This is a genomic window from Nocardia sp. NRRL S-836, from assembly GCF_001279525.1.
Taxonomy (GTDB): Bacteria; Actinomycetota; Actinomycetes; order Mycobacteriales; family Pseudonocardiaceae; genus Lentzea.
On record NZ_LGDY01000142.1, the window covers coordinates 24551 to 47072 of the forward strand.

Annotated in this window: 21 protein-coding genes; 12 read left to right on the top strand and 9 right to left on the bottom strand. The window is 69.7% G+C overall.

The window, feature by feature from the left end:
- Window positions 1-7: 7 nt before the first annotated feature.
- The 6 genes from ADL03_RS39060 (at window position 8) to ADL03_RS39085 (ending at window position 8066) form a co-directional block, all read left to right on the top strand.
- The gene (locus tag ADL03_RS39060; protein WP_053738686.1) at window positions 8-631 is read left to right on the top strand and encodes an HAD family hydrolase; all 624 of its coding nucleotides are present in this window, start codon (window positions 8-10) and stop codon (window positions 629-631) included.
- Window positions 628-2025, top strand: a complete 1398-nt coding sequence (gene cysS / locus ADL03_RS39065) for a cysteine--tRNA ligase (protein ID WP_053738687.1) — start codon at window positions 628-630, stop codon at window positions 2023-2025. Before ADL03_RS39060 ends, cysS begins: the two co-directional genes overlap by 4 nt.
- 5 nt (window positions 2026-2030) lie before the next feature.
- On the top strand, window positions 2031-3002 hold the full coding sequence (gene rlmB, locus ADL03_RS39070; protein ID WP_053738688.1) for a 23S rRNA (guanosine(2251)-2'-O)-methyltransferase RlmB: 972 nt from the start codon (window positions 2031-2033) through the stop codon (window positions 3000-3002).
- 623 nt (window positions 3003-3625) lie between these two features.
- On the top strand, window positions 3626-4795 hold the full coding sequence (locus ADL03_RS39075; protein WP_231642804.1) for an MFS transporter: 1170 nt from the start codon (window positions 3626-3628) through the stop codon (window positions 4793-4795).
- Window positions 4796-5049: 254 nt separating this feature from the next.
- Window positions 5050-6471 (top strand): GGDEF domain-containing protein, encoded by a 1422-nt coding sequence (locus ADL03_RS39080; protein ID WP_197289039.1) that lies wholly within the window; start codon window positions 5050-5052, stop codon window positions 6469-6471.
- Window positions 6472-6596: 125 nt separating this feature from the next.
- The gene (locus tag ADL03_RS39085; RefSeq protein ID WP_053738690.1) at window positions 6597-8066 is read left to right on the top strand and encodes a tol-pal system YbgF family protein; all 1470 of its coding nucleotides are present in this window, start codon (window positions 6597-6599) and stop codon (window positions 8064-8066) included.
- 8 nt (window positions 8067-8074) lie between these two features.
- Here ADL03_RS39085 and ADL03_RS39090 read toward each other — a convergent pair whose 3' ends face one another.
- The 7 genes from ADL03_RS39090 to ADL03_RS39120 all read right to left on the bottom strand — a co-directional run bounded on the left by ADL03_RS39090 (window position 8075) and on the right by ADL03_RS39120 (window position 15085).
- Window positions 8075-8899, bottom strand: coding sequence for a metal ABC transporter permease (locus tag ADL03_RS39090; RefSeq protein WP_053738691.1), 825 nt, complete (start codon window positions 8897-8899; stop codon window positions 8075-8077).
- Window positions 8896-9687 carry a metal ABC transporter ATP-binding protein gene (locus ADL03_RS39095; RefSeq protein ID WP_053738692.1) on the bottom strand — a complete coding sequence of 264 codons (792 nt, stop codon included), beginning with the start codon at window positions 9685-9687 and terminating at the stop codon, window positions 8896-8898. Before ADL03_RS39095 ends, ADL03_RS39090 begins: the two co-directional genes overlap by 4 nt.
- Window positions 9684-10634, bottom strand: coding sequence for a metal ABC transporter solute-binding protein, Zn/Mn family (locus ADL03_RS39100; RefSeq protein WP_053738693.1), 951 nt, complete (start codon window positions 10632-10634; stop codon window positions 9684-9686). Before ADL03_RS39100 ends, ADL03_RS39095 begins: the two co-directional genes overlap by 4 nt.
- Before the next feature lie 98 nt (window positions 10635-10732).
- A complete protein-coding gene (locus ADL03_RS39105; protein ID WP_053738694.1) occupies window positions 10733-11827 on the bottom strand; it encodes an ABC transporter ATP-binding protein in 1095 nt (364 codons plus the stop codon).
- Between the two features lie 123 nt (window positions 11828-11950).
- Window positions 11951-12847 (bottom strand): sugar ABC transporter permease, encoded by an 897-nt coding sequence (locus tag ADL03_RS39110; RefSeq protein WP_053738695.1) that lies wholly within the window; start codon window positions 12845-12847, stop codon window positions 11951-11953.
- Window positions 12847-13764, bottom strand: coding sequence for a carbohydrate ABC transporter permease (locus ADL03_RS39115; RefSeq protein ID WP_197289040.1), 918 nt, complete (start codon window positions 13762-13764; stop codon window positions 12847-12849). Before ADL03_RS39115 ends, ADL03_RS39110 begins: the two co-directional genes overlap by 1 nt.
- A gap of 61 nt (window positions 13765-13825) precedes the next feature.
- Window positions 13826-15085 (bottom strand): extracellular solute-binding protein, encoded by a 1260-nt coding sequence (locus tag ADL03_RS39120; RefSeq protein ID WP_053738697.1) that lies wholly within the window; start codon window positions 15083-15085, stop codon window positions 13826-13828.
- A 221-nt stretch (window positions 15086-15306) separates the two neighbouring features.
- On the opposite strand from ADL03_RS39120, the gene ADL03_RS39125 reads away from it, so the two are divergent.
- Together ADL03_RS39125 and ADL03_RS39130 are read left to right on the top strand one after the other, a co-directional pair.
- The gene (locus ADL03_RS39125) at window positions 15307-16344 is read left to right on the top strand and encodes a LacI family DNA-binding transcriptional regulator (RefSeq protein WP_053738698.1); all 1038 of its coding nucleotides are present in this window, start codon (window positions 15307-15309) and stop codon (window positions 16342-16344) included.
- Window positions 16345-16468: 124 nt separating this feature from the next.
- Entirely contained in the window at window positions 16469-17572 is a 1104-nt protein-coding gene (locus ADL03_RS39130) for a LacI family DNA-binding transcriptional regulator (protein WP_082373870.1), read from the top strand.
- Here the strand turns inward: ADL03_RS39130 and ADL03_RS39135 are convergent, their stop codons facing one another.
- Window positions 17573-18229: a hypothetical protein gene (locus tag ADL03_RS39135; RefSeq protein ID WP_157529669.1), complete on the bottom strand. Its 657-nt coding sequence runs from the start codon at window positions 18227-18229 to the stop codon at window positions 17573-17575.
- Window positions 18230-18379: 150 nt separating this feature from the next.
- Here ADL03_RS39135 and ADL03_RS39140 point away from each other — a divergent pair, with 150 nt between their 5' ends.
- The 3 genes from ADL03_RS39140 (at window position 18380) to ADL03_RS39150 (ending at window position 20349) form a co-directional block, all read left to right on the top strand.
- Window positions 18380-18892: a carbonic anhydrase gene (locus tag ADL03_RS39140; RefSeq protein ID WP_053738701.1), complete on the top strand. Its 513-nt coding sequence runs from the start codon at window positions 18380-18382 to the stop codon at window positions 18890-18892.
- Window positions 18893-18970: 78 nt separating this feature from the next.
- Entirely contained in the window at window positions 18971-19840 is an 870-nt protein-coding gene (locus tag ADL03_RS39145; protein ID WP_053738702.1) for an A/G-specific adenine glycosylase, read from the top strand.
- A complete protein-coding gene (locus ADL03_RS39150; RefSeq protein WP_053738703.1) occupies window positions 19840-20349 on the top strand; it encodes a 2'-5' RNA ligase family protein in 510 nt (169 codons plus the stop codon). Before ADL03_RS39145 ends, ADL03_RS39150 begins: the two co-directional genes overlap by 1 nt.
- On the opposite strand, the gene ADL03_RS39155 is transcribed toward ADL03_RS39150, so the two are convergent.
- Window positions 20298-21044: an alpha/beta fold hydrolase gene (locus ADL03_RS39155; RefSeq protein ID WP_053738704.1), complete on the bottom strand. Its 747-nt coding sequence runs from the start codon at window positions 21042-21044 to the stop codon at window positions 20298-20300. The genes ADL03_RS39150 and ADL03_RS39155 overlap by 52 nt on opposite strands.
- A gap of 15 nt (window positions 21045-21059) precedes the next feature.
- On the opposite strand from ADL03_RS39155, the gene ADL03_RS39160 reads away from it, so the two are divergent.
- Window positions 21060-22514 carry a M1 family metallopeptidase gene (locus tag ADL03_RS39160; RefSeq protein ID WP_053738705.1) on the top strand — a complete coding sequence of 485 codons (1455 nt, stop codon included), beginning with the start codon at window positions 21060-21062 and terminating at the stop codon, window positions 22512-22514.
- Window positions 22515-22522: the final 8 nt, after the last annotated feature.

A 22522-nucleotide genomic window follows, 5' to 3' on the forward strand; every position in this document is an offset into this window, starting at 1 on the left:
CGGCGGCGTGACGATCCGCGCCGCACTCTTCGACTTCTCCGGCACGCTCTTCCGGCTCGAACACCCCGAGCTGGAGTCCAACGGCGACCTCATGCGGGCGCTCACCGCACCGGTCGGCATCGCCGACGGCGTCGACCCGGACCTGGCCGACGCCTGGAACCGCCGCGACCTCGACCCCGACGTGCACCGCTGGGTGCACGTCAAGGTGCTCAACGACGCGCTCGTGCCCAACGCCGAGGCGCTCTACGAGCAGCTGATCCAGCCGGAGTCGTGGCGGCCCTACCCGGACGCCAGGGCGGCGCTGGAGCACCTCGCCGACGTGCCGGTCGCGGTCGTCAGCAACATCGGCTGGGACATCCGCGCGGTCTTCGAGCTGCACGGGCTGACGCACCTGGTCGACCAGTTCGTGCTCTCCTACGAGGAGGGTGTGGTCAAGCCGGACCCGAAGATCTTCACCACCGCCTGCGAGCGGCTCGGAACCGCACCCGAGCACGCCCTGATGGTCGGTGACAGCGAGGAGGCGGACGGCGGCGCGAAGGCCGTCGGCTGCGCCTTCCGGCTCGTCAATCCGGTTCCGACGAGTGACCGGCCGACCGCTCTGCTGGATGTGGCCCGTACCATTCCCGTGTGAGCCTCCACATCTACGACACGGCGAGCCGGAGCATGCGGGAGTTCCACCCGCAGGTCAACGGAACGGCGTCGATCTACGTGTGTGGGGCGACGGTGCAGGGCATCCCGCACATCGGGCACGTGCGCAGCGGCCTGAACTTCGACGTCCTGCGGCGCTGGCTCGCGCGCGACGGTGCCGAGGTCACGCTGGTCCGCAACGTCACCGACATCGACGACAAGATCCTCACCAAGGCCGCCGAGCACGGCAGGCCGTGGTGGGAGTGGGCCTATCAGCACGAGCTCGCGTTCGAGGACGCCTACACCGCGCTGGGCTGCCTGCCGCCGTCGTACGCACCGCGCGCGACGGGGCACGTGACGCAGATGGTCGAGCTGATGCAGCGGCTGATCGACAAGGGCCACGCCTACGCCGCCGACGGTGACGTCTACTTCGCGGTGTCGTCGTTCCCCGAGTACGGCGAGCTGTCCCGGCAGAAGATCGCCGACGTGCAGCAGGGCGAGGGCGACGTGCTGCGCGGCAAGCGCGACCCGCGCGACTTCACGCTGTGGAAGTCCGCGAAGCCCGGCGAGCCCTCGTGGCCGACGCCGTGGGGCAACGGCCGGCCCGGCTGGCACCTGGAGTGCTCGGCCATGGCGACGGCGTACCTGGGCGGCACGTTCGACATCCACGGCGGCGGCATCGACCTGATCTTCCCGCACCACGAGAACGAGCAGGCCCAGTCGCGGGCGGCCGGCGACGGCTTCGCGAACTACTGGATGCACAACGCCTGGGTGACGCTCTCCGGCGAGAAGATGTCGAAGTCGCTCGGCAACACGGTGTCGATCCCGGAGATGCTCAAGCGCGTGCGCGCACCCGAGCTGCGCTACTACCTCGTCGGCCCGCACTACCGGTCGATGATCGAGTACTCCGAGGAGGCGCTGCAGGACGCGGTGTCCGGTTACCGGCGCATCGAGTCGTTCCTGCGCCGTGCCGTGGAGAAGCTCGGGCCGATCGACGCCGTGGGCCCCATGTGCCCCGACTTCGTGACGGCCATGGACAACGACCTGGGCACCCCGCAGGCGCTCGCAGCGCTGCACAACAAGGTGCGCCAGGGCAACACCGCGCTCGCCGACGGCGACGACACCACGGCCCGCGAGGCCGCCGAGTGCGTTCGCCGCATGGCAGACATCCTCGGCGTCGACCCGTTGTCGCCGAAGTGGAACGACCGGTCGTCTGCCGACATCGGCATGCGGCAGGCGTTGACCACGCTGGTGGATCGACTGCTCGTCGAGCGCCAGGAAGCCCGCAAGAGCAGGGATTTCGCGCGCTCTGACGCGTTGCGCGACCAGTTGCTGGATGCGAGCATCGCCGTCGAGGACACCCCCGACGGTCCGCAGTGGACTTTGAAGGACGACTGACTCCAGTGGCTGGCAACTCCAAGCGCAAGGGCGCGATGCGCAACCCGGGCTCGAAGAAGGGCGCGGTCGTCGGCTCCGGCGGGCAGAAGTCCAAGGGCCTGCAGGGCAAGGGCCCGACGCCGAAGGCGACCGACCGCCCGAACCACCCCGCCTACAAGCGGGCCAAGGCGGTCGCGAAGACCGAGGCCGGCAAGACGCACCGGCGGCAGAAGACCGAGAAGGCGCAGGCCGAGACCGTGGCCGGGCGCAACCCGGTCGTGGAGTGCCTGCGTGCGGGAACGCCCGCGACGGCGCTGTACGTGGCGCTGGGCATCGACGCGGACGACCGCGTGGCCGAGGCCGTGCGCCTGGCCGCCGACCGCGGCATCTCCGTGCTGGAGGTGGCGCGCGGCGAGCTCGACCGGATCACCGGTGGCGCGATGCACCAGGGCCTCGGCCTGCAGGTGCCGCCGTTCGACTACGCCTCCCCCGACGAGCTGCTGGAGCTGGCGCAGCGGGCCGGCGAGCCGCCGTTGCTGGTGGCGCTGGACGGTGTGACCGACCCGCGCAACCTGGGTGCGGTCGTGCGTTCCGCGGCGGCGTTCGGTGCGCACGGCGTGGTGCTGCCGCAGCGGCGCAGCGCGTCGATGACCGCAGTTGCCTGGCGCACCAGCGCCGGCACGGCGGCCAAGCTGCCGATCGCGATGGCCACGAACCTCACGCGCACGCTGCGTGACTGGGCAGAGGCCGGTCTGATGATCGTCGGGCTGGACGCGGACGGCGACGTGGACGTCGACGGGCTCGAGCTCGCGACCGGGCCGCTGGTCGTCGTCGTGGGTTCGGAGGGCCGCGGGCTCGGGCGGTTGGTGAAGGAGACCTGCGACCAGACGGTGTCCATTCCGATGGCCACCGGTGTCGAGTCGCTGAACGCGTCCGTCGCGGCCGGTGTGGTGCTCGCCGAGGTGGCGCGCCGCCGCCGGATCGCGGCCAAGGGCTGACGCAAGTCCCTGCCACGCCACGAAAAGGCGGCACGGCGGGTCGACCTCAGTGATCGTTTTCTTGCCCGCGGAACGATGCGGGCCGCGGGTGAGAAAACGTTCTACATTCACTGTTGCCACCACTTCGCAGGTGAGCGCGATGACAATCGGCGTGGCCTATTCGGCGCCACTCGCGAGCGCGGGTACCTTCATATCTGTTCCTTTGTTGCCGGATCCGCCGGGCGAAGGCGGACGAGAGTTGGAGTGGACTGCACCGGTTGGCCGAGCCGGTCACGCCCGATTGGCACCACGTGACACACAGCGTGACCATTTGGGGTCCAACCAGGCGAATCCGAGGTCAACTGTGAAGAAGATCAGCCCCGCGTTTCGCTATTGTAACTACTTTAGGTAACTGGCCTGCTCCGTTTAGGTACACACTGTGGTAGGACAGACGTTGAACGGTCAGGCAGCTTCTACCGTGATTGTCGATAGAAATTGATTACCACCGGCGGGGGCGACGTGACTCGGCGTAGAACGAATCAGGACGAGCTGATTCGCCACGCCCGGGCCGCGACGCGCCGAGGACCGGCATGACGACCCGCGGTGCGCTCCGCGAGCTCGTGGGTTTGCGCGAGTTCCGCGCGATGTGGATCGGTTCGACCGCTTCGACGGCCGGTGACCAACTCGCGGCGGTCGCATTGTCGCTGCTCGTGTTCGAACGAACACAATCCGCAGCGTGGACCGCCCTCACGTGGTCGTTGACGCTCTTCCCGCCGCTGATTTCGGGGCCGTTGCTCGGCTGGGTCGCCGACCGGTTCCCGCGACGCACGGTAATGGTGACGACCGCCTGGTTGCAGGCCGTGTTCATGGCCGCGATGGCCATTCCCGGCATGCCGTTGTGGGCGATGATCGTCCTGCTGGTCGTGGTGCTGGCGATCTCGTCGCCGTACCTCGCGGCCCAAGAAGCGAGCCTTCCGCACGTTTTGCCGCCCCACCGCTACGACGACGGCGTGGCGTTGTTCGGCACGTCCGTCGACATCGCTCAGATGGCAGGCCTCGCCGCCGCCGGATTCCTCGTCGCCCACACGAACCCCGGTGTCGCGCTCGCGATCAACGCGGCCACGTTCGCCCTGCTGGCGATCTTGGTGCAGGTGTCGGTCAAGCACCGCCCCGCCGCCGATCCGGTGGGCCGCAAGAAGAAGGACGACGAGCCGCGGGGCGCGCTCACGCTGATGGTGTCCGAGCCCCGGCTGAGGACGCTGCTGGGCGTCCGGCTGCTCGCGGGCCTCGCGATGGTCCCGGAGGGACTCGCGGTGCCGCTGGCGGCGAGCCTGGACGCCGTGTGGGCGGTCGGCCTGATCCTCGCGATCGAACCGGCCGCGAACGTGCTCGGCGTGGCATTGCTGTTCCGAATAGTGCGTGATCCGGCCAAACGCGAACGCCTGATCGGTCCGCTGGCGATCCTGTCGCTGGCTCCGTTGATCATGTTCGCGTTCAACCCGAACCTGACCTGGACGATCGTGTTGTTGGTCATCGCCGGTATAGGCGGTGCTTATCACACGCCCGCTCGCGCGGCTTGGATGCGACTACTTCCCGACCAGTACCGCGGAAGGGCCTATGGCATAGGTCGCGCGGCACTGCGTTCGAGCCAGGGCGGCGGAATGGCACTGGCCGGTGTCGTCGCCCATTCGCTCGGTTCGATCACAGCCACGATCGCGGGCGCGGGGGGCATCGGGTTGCTGTTGGCGACGCAGGCCACCTTCGCCTGGCGACGGGCGCGGGGTCGCAACGACAGCAAGGCAGTGGCAATCTGAAACAGAACGGTCACCAATAGCGATATCCCGATCGAGGAGGCACCTCAAACGCGGAGGTTCCGGACGAGCTTTCAGGAGGGGGGTGTTCAGAAGTCACGGTTGCTCATGGCAGAACACCTCCTCGTTGCGACACGAGCAGCAGCGCGGTGGTCTACGACCGGGTCAGCGGCGGCTTTGCTCATGATGTGTCATGAGCGTAGGGGGTCGTGGTGAAGAACAGTTTGACTGATCGCGGGCGATCGCGGGCACTCGGCTTGACTCCGATTCGCAACTGGGACCTTTGGACCGTTGCGCCCAGCGCGATCGCGTACTTCTTCGTGCTCGAAGCTGCCGTGGCCGGCGCCTCCGTCTGGCTGCTGACGAATCTCACCCCGGTCGCCACGACCGACTGGCTGCGCTTCGGCGCGCTCATCGCCGCCATCACGGTTCACCTCACGATCGTCCGCAGAGCGGAGGAGGCCCGCCGCAACGAGGCCGCCGGTCCGCACATCGACCTGACGTCCGTGTGGACGTTCGCCGCCGCGGTCGCCCTCCCCGGCGGTCTAGCCGTCGTCGCCACGATCTGGATGCGCATCCTCATCCAGCCCATCGCGCGCCGCCAGCCGTACCGCTTCGTCTTCGGCACCGCGTCCATGCTCGCCTCCACCCTGCTGTCGTGGGCACTCGTCCACCTCACGGGTGTCTCGCTGGCGGCCACCGGAAACGTGCCCACCGACCTGGGCCTCGTCCTGGTCCTGGTCCTGGCCGCGGTCCTGTACTGGTTCGTCCAGGTGATGACCGTTGCGGTGGCGTTCAAAATCGTGACCCCGAACTCGAAGGTCCTCGACTTCCTCGGCTCCCGCGTCGACAACATGCTGGAGATGAGCACCCTCGGCGCCGGCGCGATGCTCGGCATGCTGATGACCTCCCACTGGGTCGGCCCCCTGCTGCTCGTGGTGCCGGTGATCTTGGTGAACGCACTGTTGTCCCGCGCGGCTGAGCGCCGCACGCATCTCGAACGACTCCTGCGTGAACAGGAACAACTCCACCAACGCCTCGCCGCCGACGCCCACACCGACTACCGCACGGGCCTGCTCAACACCAACGGCCTGGCCGAGTACGCGGGCCGCCTGGCCGAACGCTGCCGCCTCGACGGCGTCCCGATGACCGTCCTGGTCATCGACCTGGACCACTTCAAGCGCATCAACGACACCTGGGGCCACCCCGCGGGCAACGCCGTGCTCGCCGAGGTCGGCCGCATCCTGCGCGAAAAACTCCGCCCCGGCGACGTGGCCGGCCGCGACGGCGGCGAGGAGTTCGTCGTGGCCCTGAAGGACACCCCCGTCGCCCAGGGCGTGACGATCGCCGAACGCATCCGCGAGGCCATCGGCGGCCTGGCCGTCCCCACGACCGACAAACACCGCAACGTGGTGACCCTGTACGGCCGCGAAACCCAGCCCCAGGAACCCGACGGCGACTCCTTGCGCGCCATCTCCGCCTCGATCGGCGTCGCGGTCATCCCCGACAACGGCCCCGACATGGCCACCGCCCAGCACTCCGCGGACGCCGCCCTCTACAAGGCGAAGGAAAACGGCCGCAACCAGGTCCGCGTCGCAGGCCTCGACATCCCGCCGCGCCTCATGCCCGCACCGCGGGCGGACGACATCACCAAGCCCATCACGTCTCGCTCGGCCTGAGGTCCCGCGGACCGTCCGCTCCGCGGTGGTTCCAGCAGCGCCCTGGGCGGGTGGCAGCAACAGGTCACGGCGAGGCTCACGAACCCGCCGCGGCGACACCATGGTCCCTTCCGCGAGGGGGCACCATGGATCAGCAGACACCGCCCGAGAACCAGACCGACCGGCTCGGCGACCCCGAGGTCGCCGTCCTGCCGGGAGCGACCGGCTGGCTGCCGCACCCAGCGGCCTTCGCGCCGGAGCAGGAGCCGGAGCCGCGGCCCCGTGACGCGGTCGCCGCCGCTGTCGGCAACGCCTCCCTGCTCAGCATCGGGTACCTGCTGCTGGGACGGCGCCTGCCGGCCTTCCTGACCCTGGTGGTGACCGTCGCGCTGGTGACAGCCGTCGTCGCCGTGCCGTCGGTGTGGCTGGAGGTGGCCGTGGCGGCGTGGTGGGCGGCTATGACGTGGCACGGCTGGCGCCTCGGGGGCGGGCGGGCCGGTGCGGTGGTGCGCCGCCACCGGCGGATCGCGCTCGCCGTCGCGGTGCCGGTGCTGCTGGTCTTCGGCCTGGTGCGGTTCGACGCGGCACGGCTTGAGGGGACCCTCACCGAGGCACGGGACCGGGGCGACTGCGCACAGGCGGAGACCGCGCTGGCCAAGGTGTGGTTCGGCCACCGCGTGGTGAACGCGCCGATGGCCCTGCGCACCGACCGGACCGCCGAAGCGTGCCGGCGGCTCAGGGAGGCGTCGGGCCGGCTCCGTGACTCCCTGGCCGTGGGCGACACGAAAGCGCTGAGTGACGGCTTCCGCGGCCTCGGCGTGGTGCTGGCGACGCTGCCCGGCCACGACCGGATGGTCGACGCCGAACTGGACCGCTTCCTCCGCGGGCTGCCCACCACGGACGCCTGCCGCACCAACACGCTCACCGACTGGCTGAAGGCCCGCAAGCCCACCGGCAACGGGCTGGACCGCGCGGCCACCGTGCTGCCGCGCGTCGCACCCGCGGCGCTGCTCGGGTGCGGCGACGCGCGGATGGCGGCCAACGACTTCCGTGTGGCGGGGCAGCGCTACCAGCAGCTGCTCGACGAGCACCCCGGCCACGAGCTGACCGGCAAGGCGCGGGAGGGTGTCACGAAGGCGCGGCTCGCGGCCGAGCTGGCGCACGTCCGCGGCCTGGGCGGCGGCTACTGCTCGCAGCCCGCCGCCTACAGCGGTGCTCCGGAGTTCCGCGGGGGTGCCGTCAACCGCGCGGTGGTCTGGGGCAACCGCGAGTACGTCGACAAGCTGCCCGCCGACTGGCTCACCGGCGACGTCGGCCAGGCCGTGCTCGTGGTCTGCACGGGCCAGACCGAGTTCGGCACCCCGACGCAGACCTGCCCGTACCGGTCGAGTCGCAGCGGCCAGGTCAGCAACGTGACCTTCCGCAAGATCGCGATCCCGGTCACGGCGTACGAGCTGCGGACCGGGAAGGTCGTCGTGCAGACGAGGGTGGAGATCGGCGGCGCGAGCTGCCCGAGCAGCTTCTTCGTCTTCGGCGACGGCTTGCCGCCGAACAGGTACGTGAGCCCGTCCGACGGTGACATCCGAGCCGGCTACGCCGCGGTGATCACGCCCTGACGCAGGGGCTACGCGACCCGCGTGCCCCCGGTGCGCACCGCCCCGACCCCGCGGCAAACCAGGTAAATCACGAAGCTCACCGCCGTCACCAACGCCGACACGGGCAACCCGGGCTGCAGCGACAGCAGAATCCCCCCGACCGCCGCCACCTCGGCGAACACCACGGACAGCACCACGGCGCGCACCGGCGAAGCCGTGAGCCGCATCGCCGCGGCCGCCGGCGTGATCATCAGTGCCAGCACCAGCAAAGCACCGACGACCTGCACGGACAGTGCGGTGGCGATGCCGACCAGGACCGCGAACACGATCGACAGGCCGCGGACCGGCACGCCGCGGGCCACGGCCACGTCGGGGTCGACCGAGGCGAAGAACAGCGGGCGGTAGATCGCCGCCAGCACCGCCAGGACGGCCACCGACGACACGACCAGCAGTTTCAGGTCCGTCGAGTCGACGCCGACGATCTGGCCGACGAGCAGGCCGAACTTGTTCGACGACCGTCCCTTGTAGAGGGCCAGCATCAGGATGCCCATGCCCAGGCCGAAGGCGAGGATCGCGCCGATCACCGAGTCGCGGTCGCTCTCGCGGCGGGACAGGACGCCGAGCAGGACCGCGGCGAGGATGGAGCCGGCCAGGGCGCCGTAGCCGACGCCGACGCCGAGCAGGAGGGCTGCGGCGCCGCCGGTGAAGGCGAGCTCGGAGGTGCCGTGCACCGCGAAGGCCATCTTGCGGGTCACGATGAACGGGCCGAGCGCGCCGGCGACGAGGCCCAGGACCGCGGCTGCGATCAGGGCGGTTTGGACGAAGTCCAGTTCGAGGAGGTCGAAGAAGGTCACGACGCGGCTCCTGCCGACAGGTGGTGCGTCTGCTCCTCGCAGGCGCCAGCGCCGACCACCAGGATCTGGTCGCGCACGCGCACGACCTCGACGGGGGTGCGGTAGAGCTCGGACAGGGTCGCCGAGGTCATGACCTCCTCCGGTGTGCCGACCCGGAAGCGGCCGCCGACCAGGTAGAGGACGCGGTCGACGAGTGGGAGGACCGGGTTCAGCTCGTGGGTGACGAACAGGACCGCGGTGGCGGCCTCGCGGCGGCGTTTGTCGATCAGTTCGCTCACCACGCGCTGGTTGGCGAGGTCCAGGGACAGCAGCGGTTCGTCGCAGAGCATCACGGTCGGGTCGCCGACCAGGGCCTGGGCGACGCGCAGGCGTTGCTGTTCGCCGCCGGACAGCAGGCCGATCGGTGAGTCTGCGTAGCGCGTGGCGCCGACGGCCTCGATGGCGGCGTCGACGCGGATGCGGCGTTCCGCGCGGCCGCGCAGGCCGAGGCCCCAGCGGTAGCCGTCGAGGCCCAGGCCGACGAGGTCGCGGCCGCGCAGGGTCATGGACTGGTCGAGCGCTCGCTGCTGCGGGATGTAGCCGACGGCGTGGTTGCCGCCGGACACGGTGACCGTGCCGGAGGACAGGGGCTGCAGGCCGAGGAGCACGCGCATCAGGCTGGTCTTGCCGGAGCCGTTCGGGCCCAGCACGGCGAGGAACTCACCCGGCTCGACGTCGAGGTCGAGGGAGTCCCACAGCACCCTGTCCCCGTAGGACAGCCGGGCCCCGCGCAGCGAGATCGCGCTCATGCCTTGAGCGCCTGCGAAAGGGCGTCCACCTGCTTGCTCATCCAGTCAAGGTAGCCGGTCACTCCGGCGGGCAGCGTCTCGGTGACCTCGACGACGGGAACGCCGGCCTTGCGGGCCTTCTCGACCAGCTGCTTCGTCACGTTGTTCTCGGTCTGGGTGTTGTTGACCAGCACGTTGACCTGCTTGCCCTCGACCAGCTGGTTCATCGACGCGAGCGCGGCGGCCGGGACGTCCGACTCCTCCTCGACGGCCTTGCTGAACGCCTCGGGCGTGGCGTCGGTGGCGCCGGTCTCGTCGAGCAGGTAGTGGGCGATCGGCTCGGTCGCGGCGACCTTCTTGCCGGTGCCCGCGCCCGCGATCTTCTTCTCCAGGTCCTCCAGCGCCGCGGTGAACTTCTGGGTGTTGCTCTCGAACGTCGTCTTCTTGTCCGGTGCGAGCGCGCCGAGCTCGTTCGCGGCCGCCTCGGCCACGGCGCGGACGGTGTGCAGGTCGTACCAGACGTGCTCGTTCTCGGCGTGGTCGTGGCCGTCCGCGTCCGGGGCCTCGGAGGTGGGCGCCGCAGCGGAGGTCGGCTCAGCGGAGGTGGGTTCCGCGGCGTGGTCGTGCTCGCGCAGCGGGAACGCCTCGATCTTCTTCGTGGCGTCGCTGGTGATCAGCTTCGCGAAGAAGTCGTCGTAGCCGCCGCCGTTGAACACGACCAGCTTGGCGTCCTTGACCAGTGCGGCGTCGGCGGGCTTGCTCTCGTAGGAGTGCGGGTCGGCGCTCGGGTCGTCGAGCAGGGCCTTGACCTCGACCTCGTCGCCGCCGACGGCCTTGACGACGCTGCCCCACACGTTCGTGGAGGCGACGACCTGGATCTTGCCGCTGTCCGAGGACGGCGTGGTCGTGCCGCAGGAGGCCAGGCTCACGACGGCGAGAGTGCCGACCAGAGCATTGCGGAGAGTCATCACGCTGTCCCTCGATCAGGTAATGGAAACCGTTGTCGAGTTCAGCTTACGACATGAAAAAGCCCCCGGCGATCACGCCGGGGGCCTTCGCGTGTGACTCACGCCTCCAGGCGTTCGCCCGTCTCGGGGTGGAACAGGTGGATCTCGCTGTGGTCGCGGACGGCGACCTTGACGTGCTGGCCCAGGGTGGGCGGCGTGCGGCCGTCGACGCGGACGACGAAGCGCTGCGCCGAGTCGCCGATCTTCACGGCACCGTGCACGAGCGCGTCGGCGCCGAGCTCCTCGACCAGCTCGACGGTCATGTCCATGCCCTCCTCGGTCGACGGCACGATGCCGAGGGCCTCGGGGCGGATGCCGAACGTGACCTCGTCCAGGCCACCGGCGGCGTCGAACGCGGCACGGCTGAGCGGCACGATGACGCCGTCGAGCTTCGCGCCCTCGGACGTGATCGGCACGGTCTTGAGGTTCATGGCCGGCGAGCCGATGAAGCCCGCGACGAACGCGTTGGCCGGGCGGTCGTACAGCGCGCGCGGGGTGTCGCACTGCTGCAGCAGGCCGTCCTTGAGCACCGCGACGCGGTGGCCCATCGTCATGGCCTCGACCTGGTCGTGCGTGACGTAGATCGTGGTCGTGCCGAGGCGCTGCTGCAGCGCCGCGATGTTCGCACGGGTCTCGACGCGCAGCTTGGCGTCCAGGTTGGACAGCGGCTCGTCCATGAGGAACACGGAGGGCTCGCGGACGATGGCGCGGCCCATCGCGACACGCTGCCGCTGACCACCGGACAGCGCCTTCGGCTTGCGCTCCAGGTACTTGGTGAGGTCGAGCATCTTGGCGGCCTCTTCGACCTTCGCCTTGATCTCGGCCTTGTTGACGCCGCGCAGCTTGAGCGCGAAGCCCATGTTCTCCGCGACCGTCATGTGCGGGTAGAGCGCGTACGACTGGAACACCATCGCGATGTCCCGGCCCTTCGGCGGCACGTTCGTGACGTCCTTGCCACCGATGTTGATGGCGCCCTCGTCGATGTCCTCCAGGCCCGCGAGCATGCGCAGCGCCGTCGACTTGCCGGAACCGGACGGGCCGACGAGCACCAGGAACTCGCCGTCAGCGACCTCGAGCGAGAGCTCGTCGACCGCGCGGACCGGCGGGTTGCCGGAGAACACGCGCGAAGCCTTGATGTAGGACACCTCTGCCATGTGACGCACCTTTCACCGCTTGTCTGGGCACGACGTTAGGGATTGCAAGCGCTTACGGGAACACACGTAAGCGCTTACGTTGCGGTGTGCGGCAACGTAAGCGCTTACGTTCGAACGGGTGACTCAGCCCTTCACGGCGCCGGACGCGAGGCCCGTCACCAGGAACCGCTGCACCAGGTAGAACACGACGATCGCCGGGATCGCGACCAGGATGGACGCGGCGGCGAGGTGCCCCCACTCGGTGCGGTTCTGCTGCACGAACACCTGCAGGCCGACGGCCAGCGTCTTCGACTCGTCCGACGCGGACAGGAAGGCCGACGCGAACGCCACCTCGCCCCACGCGGTCAGGAAGGCGTAGAACGACGTGACCGCGAGACCCGGCTTGGCCAGCGGCAGGATCAGCCGCCAGAACACGCCGAACGGCGACAGCCCGTCCACGCGGCCGGCCTCGTCGATGTCGTTGGGCACGGTGTCGAAGTAGCCCTTGAGCATGTACGTGCAGAACGGCACCGCCGTCGTGCAGTACACGAGCACCAGGCCGATCGAGGAACCGTTGAGCCCCAACGCGATCAGGATGTTGTACAGCGGCACGATCAGCACCGCGAACGGGAACATCTGCACCAGCAGGAACGACATCATCAGGCCGCGCTTGCCGGGGAACCGGAACCGCGACGCCGCGTACCCCGCCGTGGCCGAGATGAACACGCCGAGCACGGTGGTCAGCAGCGCGATCAGCACGGAGTTGCCGAACCAGGCGAGGAAGTCGCCCTTCTCACCGGCCAGCACCCGGCTGTAGTTGTCCAGGGAGGACTCGTTCCACAGCTTCGGGGTCGGCTCGACGGCACGGGCATCCGGCTTCAGCGAGGTGACGAACACCCAGAAGATCGGGAACACCGAGATGACCGACGCGATGATCAGCGTGGCGTGCAACAGGATCGAGGCACCCGCGGACCGGTCGGAGCGCCGCAGCCGGCGTTCCGGGGCCCGCACCACCTGGAGGGACGAAGCATCGAGCGTCATCACCACACCTCGCCCTGCTTGCGCAGTGCCCGCCGGTAGACCAGGGCGAACACCAACAACACCGAAAGGATCAGCACGCCGTAGGTCGACGCGATGGCGTAGTCGCGCGACGCGCCGGAGAAGAAGCGTTCGAACGCGTAGGTGACCAGGATCCGGGTGTTCGGGTTCGGGCCCGCCACCAGGTAGATCACCGGGAACATGTTGAACGTCCAGATGATGCCGAGCAGGATCACCGTGGACGACACCGAACGCAGGCCCGGCAGCGTCACGTGCCGGAACCGCTGCCACGGCGTGGCGCCGTCCATCTCGGCCGCCTCGTAGAGGTCGCCGGGGATCGACTGCAGGCCACCGAGCAGCGCCACCATCATGAACGGCGTGCCCAGCCAGACGTTGACCATGACCACGGACACGAGCGCCCAGTTCGACTGGCCGAGCCAGACCGGGTCCGGCAGGCCGACGGCGCGCAGGACCTGGTTGATGATCCCGTACTGCGCGTTGAACATGTACTTCCACGCGAACGCGCTGATGAACGCGGGCACGGCCCACGGCAGGATCAGCAGCACGCGGTACAGGCCGCGGCCGGCCACCTGCCGGTTGAGCAGCATCGCCAGGCCGAGGCCGATGGTGTAGTGGAAGAACACGCACGCGAACGTCCAGATCAGCGTGCGGACGAGCGTGCCCCAGAAGGCGCCGTAGGAGTCGCCGCCGGACAGGACGTTGAGGTAGTTCTTGAAGCCCACCACGTCGTAGGACGCGGCCCGGTCCAGGACCGGGTTGGCGATGTTGCCCTCGTTGATGTTCGTGAAGGTGAAGAACACGCCCTGGGCGAGCGGGTAGAGCACCAACACCGCGATGACCACCACGACCGGCAGCACCATCGCATACGCGTACCAGTACCGGTCCAGGAACCGACGCACCGATCTCCTCCGAACCTCAGGCGAACGGCCGGAGCGCGACACCCCGGCCGTTCAACACCAATCAGCCGATCGAGTACTCGGTGACGACCTGCTCCTTGTACGCCTTGGCGACGTCGTCGAGCGCCGCCTTCGGCTCCTTCTTGCCGGCGAGGACGTCGGCGTACGCGATCTTCAGCGGGTCGAACAGCTGGCCGCCCTCGGGGATCCACGCGCGCTCGTGCGCGACCTTGGTGACCGGCTCGAACGCGGCGACGACGGCGTTGGCCTTGACGTCGGCGTTCTGGTAGGCCGACTTGCGGGTCGGCAGCAGGCCCAGCTCCTTGGCGATGGCGGCCTGCGACTCGACCGACGCCATGCACTGGACGAACTTGATCGACGACTGCTTCGCCTTGGTGCCCTGGCGGATCACGTAGTCGTGGCCACCGACCGGCGCGCTGCCCTTGCCCGCGGTGGGGCCGGGGACCGGTGCGATGCCGAGGTTCGCGGCGTCGGAGAACGCGGCGCCCTTGAGGTAGTCGGCCACGGCCCACGGCCCGTTGATCACCATCGCGGCGTCACCGCTGGAGAACGCGGCCTGCATCGTGGTGTAGGAGTTGCCGGCGTCGAGCGAGGTGAACGCGGACTTCGACGCGAGCAGGTCCTTGGCGGTCTGCAGGCCCTTCACGTTCTTCTCGGAGTTGACCACGATCTTCTTCGCCGAGGCGTCGACCAGGTCACCGCCCTCGCCGTAGATGAACGGCAGCGCGTAGTACGCGTCGTTGTTGAGGAAGAACGCCTTCTCGCCGCCCAGCTTGGCGGCCGCCGCCTTGAGCTCGTCCCACGTCTTCGGCGGCTCGACACCGGCGTCGGCGAGCTTCTTCTTGTTGTAGAGCAACGCGAGCGAGTCGGTCACCTGCGGCACCGCGTAGGTCTTGCCCTCGAACTTCGTGGAGCCCAGCGGGGCCTCCAGGAAGTCGGAGGTGTCCTTGGCGAGATCGGTGTCGGAGAGGTCGGCGACGTAGCCCAGCTTGGCGAGCTGCGGCACCCACGCGACCTCGGCGCGGAAGACGTCGGGGCCTTGGCCGCCCTGGGCGGCGGTCTTGTAGTTCGCGAGCGCCGTGTCGAACGCCTGCGTCTCGACCTTGACCTTGTAGCCGCCCTTGGAGGCGCAGTCGTTCGCGATCTTCGCGAACGCCGGGCCCTCGTTGGGGCCACTGGTGTCCCAGAACGTCACTTCGCCCGAGTCGGATCCGCTGTTGCTGCTCGATCCACCGCCACCACAGGCGGTGAGCACGAGGGCGACACCCGTCGCCATGGCGGTCACGAGGGTTGTCCGTCGCATCGTTGCTGCCGTTCCCTCCAGCTGGGCCTCATCTCCCAGCGAGATGAGGGGTCTTGCAAGTTTTTGCGAGAATGTTGCGGGCGATTTCACTACCCGAACCATGGTCAGGTCAAGACATCGACCGTAACCAAGCCGTAACGGCACGGTCTTGCACCGCCTCGTTGCAAAAGTTTTCCGAACACGGCAGGCTTGCGCCGACCCAAGCTGACCAGGGAGGCAACGTGTCCGGACTGTCCGAGATCGCCAGGGCAGCCGGGGTGTCCATCTCGACCGTCAGCCGAGTGCTGAACCGGCGAGCGGGCGTCAACGACGAGACCAGGCAGCGGGTGCTGTCGGTGCTGGCCGAGATGCCGTACACCCCGCGCGGACTCGGCGCGTTGCAGCGCACCGGCGTGATCGGCCTGCTGGTGCCCGAGCTGTCGAACCCGGTGTTCCCGGCGTTCGCCGAGGCGCTGGAGACCCGCGCCGCACGGCTGGGCTACTCCTCGCTGCTGTGCAACACCCGCAGCGGCGCCCCGATGGGCGAGGAGGAGTACGTGCGGATGCTCCTGGCCAGGGGCGTCGAGGGCATGGTGTTCGTGTCGCCGGAGATCACCAACGTCGAGGTGCCGCTCGGGCAGGCGCCGCAGCCGAGCTACTACGCGAAGCTGCTGGCCGACGGCGTGCACATGGTCTTCCTCAACGGCGCCACGCCCGCGCTGGACGTGCCGGACGTGACGGTCGACGAGCAGCTGGCCGGGTACACGGCGACCAAGCACCTGATCGACCTCGGGCACGAGCGGATCGGGTTCGTGTCGGGCCCGGCGCGGTCGTTGCCGTCACGGCTCAAGCGGGCCGGGTGGGCGGCGGCACTGGAGGAGAACCACCTGCCGGCGGGCTCGGAGTACGTGGCGCACGGGCCGTTCAGCGCCGAGGGCGGCGGTGAGGCGGTGGCGCAGCTGCTGGACACGGTGGCGCCGACCGCGGTGATCTGCTCGTCGGACCACATGGCGCTGGGCGTCATGCGCGAGGCCCACCAACGGGGGATCCCGGTACCGGACCAGTTGTCCGTCGTCGGGTTCGACGACATCCCGCTGGCCGCCTACTCCTCGCCCGCTTTGACGACGCTCGCGCAGCCGATCGACGAGATGGCGGCGGCCGCGATCGACGAGCTCGTGCTGCGACTCGACCCGGATCGCCGCAGGCAGGGCACCGACAACTACACCCGCGTGTTCCGGCCGCGGCTGGTCGTCAGGGAGTCGACCGCGGCACCCAGGTGAGACGTTCATTGGTCTGGACCAAATTCTGAACAAGCCAGATGGGTCGACCAGCGCTGATAGGTCATTTGAGGGACACCGGTCACGCTCGCTTCACGAATTGGTTCTGAACCGTTACGGTCCTTTCATGGCGCGGTCTATGCATGTGCGACGTCCTGCGACGCTGGCCTCCCTGGCCGCTGAGCTGGGCGTTTCCCGGACAACGGTGTCCAACGCGTACAACCGTCCCGACCAGCTCTCGCCTGAGCTGCGTCGCCGGGTGTTGGACACGGCCCGAAGGCTGGGTTATCCCGGCCCGGACCCTGTGGCGCGCTCGTTGCGCACGCGCAAGGCCGGAGCGGTGGGCCTGCTGCTCACCGAGAACCTCTCCTACGCCTTCCGCGACCCGGCGGCGATCGGCTTCCTCGAAGGCCTCGCACTCGCCTGCGAGGACGCGGGAACCGGCCTGCTGCTGGTCCCGGCCAACCCCGAACGCGAGGACGTCGCGTCCGTGCACCGCGCCGGCGTCGACGGCTTCGTCGTCTACTCGGTGCCGGATGACGACCCGCACCTGGCCGCCGTGCTGGAACGCCCGGTGCCCACGGTCGTCTGCGACCAGCCCGACCTCGGCACCGTCGACCGCGTCGGCATCGACGACCGGGCCGCGATGTACGCGCTCGCGCGGCACCTGATCGAGCTGGGGCACCGGCGGATCGGCGTCGTCTGCATGCGGCTGGCCCGCGACCGCAACGACGGGTTCGTGACGCCGGACCGCCAGCACGCCGCGCACTTCCACGTGCAGCGCAACCGGCTGTCGGGGCTCGCGGAGGCGTTCAGCGAGGCCGGTGTCGACTGGTCGCAGGTGCCGGTCGTCGAGCGGTTCGACCACAACACCTCCTCCGGCGCCTCCGGTGCCGCGCAGGTGCTGGACCGCGACCCGGCGGTCACCGCCCTGATCTGCACGTCCGACGTGCTCGCCATCGGCGCGATGGCCGAGGCGACCCGGCGCGGGCTGCGCGTGCCGCACGACCTGACCGTGACCGGGTTCGACGGCATCCGTGCCGCCGAGGAGGCCGGGCTCACGACGGTGCGGCAGCCGGTGCTGGAGAAGGGCCGCGCGGCAGGCAAGCTGCTGCTCGACACGAACGAGCGCTCGCGGCCGCGGTCGGTGAACCTGGCGACCGAGCTGATCATCGGCAAGACGTCGGCCGCGCCGCGGGGCGGGGCCGAGGAGCGCTGGTTCGGTCCGTGATCAGCCTTCGAGCCTGAACACGGTGGGCTGGCCGGCCTTCCCGGCCAGCTTCGCCACCAGCAGGTAGTCACCGGGGCCCAGCCGGGTGTGCGCACCGCAGCCCGGCTGTGAGGTCGTCCCGGCCCACCGCGTGCCGAAGTTGAAGACCTCCTTCGGGGCGAGCACCCGCACCTCGGAGCCCTTCGACGCGAGGCAGTGGTTGCTCGACCACAGCACCGTGTGCCCGTCGGCGGTCAGCACGGTCAGCTCGCGGTGCTCCCGCCCGATGTCCTTGATGCACGGCACCGGTCCGTTGTTGACCAGGTCCATCGACAGCACCGGCTGGTCACCGCCCGTGAACACCGGCTTGTTGACCTTCGCGACCACGCCGATCGCCTCGTCCGGGCACGGCTGGGGCGGCCCGGGAGGCGGCGGCGTGGTCTGCGGCGGTGGTGGCGGGGTGGTGGACGACGACGCGGAGCCGGTCTCGGACATCGTCGGTGGTGGCGTGGACGCCGAGGCCGCGGCGTTCGTGGGGGGTGCCTGGTCGTCCGAGTCGGATCCGAAGAAGCCGACGACCCAGATCAGGAGCAGCAGCGTGACGAGGGCGGCGCCGACCGCGGCGAGGCGGCGGCGCCAGTACACAGAGGACGGCAGTGGTCCTGTGGGCTCGGTCACGGCCCGAACGTAGCTCGGTGTGGTGGAATCGAGGCTTAGGCGAGCATCGCTCGATCCGGTGAACGTGAGATGCCCCGGAAACCCTTGTGAACGCGCGCCGGCTCAAGTTCCATCGAGCGGGGGTCCGCCGGTAGGCCGTGGAGGTGCGTCATGACCGCGATCGACGAACTGCTCAAGCGGAACTACGAGCTCGGGAACGTGGTTCCAGGAGACCGCTCGTCCGCGAAGCCGTCCCTGCAGGTGGCGATCCTGACCTGCATGGACTCCCGCATCCGGGTGTTCGAGATCTTCGGGTTGAAGCAGGGTGAGGCGCACGTGCTGCGCAACGCGGGCGGGGTCGTCACCGACGACGCCATCCGCTCGCTGGCGCTGAGCCAGCGCAAGCTCGGCACCCGCGAGGTGCTGCTGGTGCACCACACCAACTGCGGCCTCGAAATGGTGACCGAGGACGACTTCAAGGACGAGCTGGAGACCGACACCGGTCTGCGGCCGACCTGGGCCGTCGAGGCGTTCAAGGTCGTGGAGCAGAGCGTGCGCGGGTCGATGGCGCGGCTGCGGCGCAGCCCGTTCATCCCGCACACCGACAAGGTCCGCGGGTTCGTCTACGACGTGCACACCGGGGAGCTCCGCGAGGTCGACGCCGCGGAGACCGCCGCCGCCTGATCCGCTGCCACGCGGGGAGCTCTCGCACGACACGAGCGTGCGAGGGGTCCCCGCGTGCGTTTGCGAGAATGGCGGGCGATGAATCACGAGTTGCTGCTGGGCTGGTGGGACACCGCCGCCCGTGACCTGCCGTGGCGCCGTCCCGACTGCACCGCCTGGGGGGTGCTGGTCAGCGAGATCATGCTGCAGCAGACGCCGGTCGCCCGCGTCGAACCGATCTGGCACGAGTGGCTGGCGAAGTGGCCGGTGCCCAGCGCCATGGCGGCGGCCTCGCAGGGCGAGGTGCTGCGGATGTGGGGCAAGCTCGGCTACCCGAGGCGCGCGCTGCGGTTGCACGAGGCGGCCACGGCCATCGCGCGCGATCACGGCGATGTGGTGCCCTCGGACGTGGAGACGCTGGAAAGCCTTCCGGGCATCGGCAGCTACACGGCCCGTGCGGTGGCGACGTTCGCGTACGGGCAGAAGTGCGCCGTCGTGGACACGAACGTCCGCCGGGTCGTTGCACGCGCGGTGCACGGTGCGGGCGATGCCGGTCCCCCGTCGACCAAGCGCGACCTGCGTGACGTCGAGGCGATCCTGCCGGAGGAGCAGGACGACGCGGCCGTGTTCAGCGCGGCGCTGATGGAGCTCGGCGCGTTGATCTGCACGGCGAAGAACCAGAAGTGCGCGGACTGCCCGCTGTACGCCGAGTGCGCGTGGCAGCGCAACGGCCGTCCCGCCTACGCGGGGCCGGTGAAGAAGGTGCAGCAGTTCGCGGGCACCGACCGGCAGGTGCGGGGAAAGCTGCTGGACGTGCTGCGCGGCGCCCCCGGCCCGGTGCAGAAGATCCAGCTCGACCTGGTCTGGAACGACGTCACGCAACGGGAGAAGTGCCTGGTCTCGCTGCTGGCCGACGGCCTGGTCGAGCAGACCCGCGACGGCCTGTTCGCGCTGCCGGGAGAACACTGATGCACGCGCTGGTCGCGTTCTTCGACGCCGACGCCGACGCGAAGATCCGTGACCTGTGGCGGCGCATCGGCGCGCGGCACGACCAGCCGCCGCACCTCACCTACGCCGTGGCGAGCACCATCGGTCCCAGGGTGCGCAAGGAGCTGCGCGAGGACCTCGACCGGCTCTGGCTGCCCGACCTGTGGCTGCACAGCCTGAGCACGTTCTCCACCGTCGACAACGTGCTGATGCTCGCCGCCGTGGTCGACGCGGAGCTGCTGGCGGTCCACTCGGCGATCCACGACGTGCTGGCCGGTCACGTGAAGAACCCGAGCGCCTACTACCTGCCGGGCAGCTGGGTCCCGCACTGCACGCTCGCCCACGGCATCGACGACGACGCCGTGAAGGCCGCGTTCGCCGCGATCTTCCCGGTGGAGCCGATCCGCGCGAAGGTGCGCGAGGTGTCGATCGTCGACACTCAGACCGGCGAGGTCGACGTGCTCAAGAAGGCCTCGACGGCACCGCGGTAGACCCACGGCGCGGTGGCGTGCACGAGGTGCCCGGCCTCGGGGACGTACAGGTACCGGCCGCCGGACATCCGCGCCGCCTCCCGCATCTGCCCCGGCAGCTGCCCGCCCTGCCCCGCCTCGATCACCAGCGACGGGCAGCGGACGTCGGCGATGAGCTCCCAGTACGCCCGCGTGCCCCACTCGGCGGCGATCTCGTAGAGGTCGTCCATCGACGCGATCAGGTGCCAGCCGTCCGCGCGTTCCTCGAAGTACTCGGCGAACACCGGCGCGCCGAAGAACGACGTGACGTGCGCGAGCGACTGGAACGGCACCGGCCAGGCGTCGAAGAACCACCTCCACTCGTCGACCGTGCGGCCCCTGTTGTCCGGGGCGAAGTCCTCGACCACAATCGCGCTGACCAGGTCCGGACGGGTCGCCGCGAGACCCCACGCGTGCAGCCCGCCCATGGAGTGCCCGATCACGACGGCGGGCCCCAGGCCGAGCTCCTCGATCGCCTCGGCGGCGTCGGCGACGAAGTCCTCGGTGCGGTAGGGACCTCGCCGCGGGTTTCGGCCGTGTCCCCGTGCGTCGATCCCGACCACGCGGCCGTGCGGTGTCAGCCACTGCGCGACCGGCCACCACGCGGTGGCCCTGCTCATCAGGCCGTGCAACAGCAGGACGCCTTGCCCCGTTCCGCCGAACTCCACCACCGACACAGGGATGATTAACGCATGAAGGCCCGTCCGTACCTCGTCGCCCTCGTGTTGCTCGTGCTCGTCGCCGGTCTGCTGGTCGTGTTCCGCACGCCCGGCGGCGACCCCGCGCAGCAGCAGCGGCAGGGGACGTCACCGCGGGACGCGGTGGAGGCGGGCGCCGGCGCTGGTGACGCCTACTACCCGACCGACGGCAACAGCGGTTACGACGTGCAGCTCTACGACCTCGCGATCACCTACGACCCCGGCTCGAAGCAGCTGGACGGCGTCGCGACGGTCACCGCGACCGCCACGGCCGACCTGGCCAGGTTCAACCTCGACCTGGAGGGTCTGCAGGTCAGTGCCGTGCAGGTCGGCGGCCAGCCCGCGAAGTTCGCGCAGGAGGGCGACCACGAGCTGGTCATCACGCCCCAGGCCCCGATCGCGAAGGGCAGGTCGTTCACCGCGGTCGTCACCTACGGCGGCAAGCCGGCCACGATCGACGACGCCTCGCTCGGCCGCAGCGGCTGGCAGGTCTCGGTCACCGGTGGCGCCTTCGCCGCGGGTCAGCCGCACTCGGCGACGACCTGGTTCCCGGCCAACGACACCCCGCGCGACAAGGCGGCGCTGAAGATCGCCGCGCGCGTGCCGGACGGCTGGTCGGTCGTCTCGAACGGCCTGGAGGGCGGCGTCACCCGCGAGGGCGGCTGGTCGACGTTCCGCTGGCAGGAGGACACGCCGCTCGCCACGTACCTGGTCACCGTCGCGATCGACAAGTGGGAGATCGTCCGTTCGCAGCTGCCGAGCGGCGTGCCCGTGGTCGACGCCTACGCGCCCGGCACGTCGGCCGGCAAGAAACCGATTCAGGCCAGGCTGCCGGAGGTCCTCGGGTTCCTGGAGACGAAGTTCGGCCCGTACCCGCAGCGCGCGGCCGGCGGCATCTGGATCGCCGACCAGATCGGGTTCTCGCTGGAGACGCAGACACGGCCGATCTACGCGGCGTGGGCGGACCTGGAGACCGTCGTGCACGAGAACGCCCACCAGTGGTTCGGCGACTCGGTGACGTTGCAGAACTGGGCGGACATCTGCCTGAACGAGTGCCTGGCGTCGTACTCGCAGTGGCTGTGGGACGAGCACCAGGGCGAGAACCTCGACGACCGCTACCGCCGCGAGGTGGACGAGAAGCGCGGCAGCAGCCGGTTCTGGTCGCCGAAGCTCTACGACATGGGGCAGGGCAACGAGTTCCGCGGCGTCTACGACAAGGGCATCTTCGCCCTGCACGCGCTGCGCAAGCAGGTCGGCGACGAGGTGTTCTTCACGGCGCTGCGGTCGTGGACCGCACAGCACCGCGACGGCAACGCGTCGTGGCCGCAGTTCGAGGACCACTTCGCGAAGGCGTCGGGCCAGCAGCTCGACGGGTTCTTCACGGCGTGGTTCCACGAATCGGGCATTCCGGCGGACCAGTACCTGCTGCCCGGTGCGCTGCGCCGCTAATGTGGTGG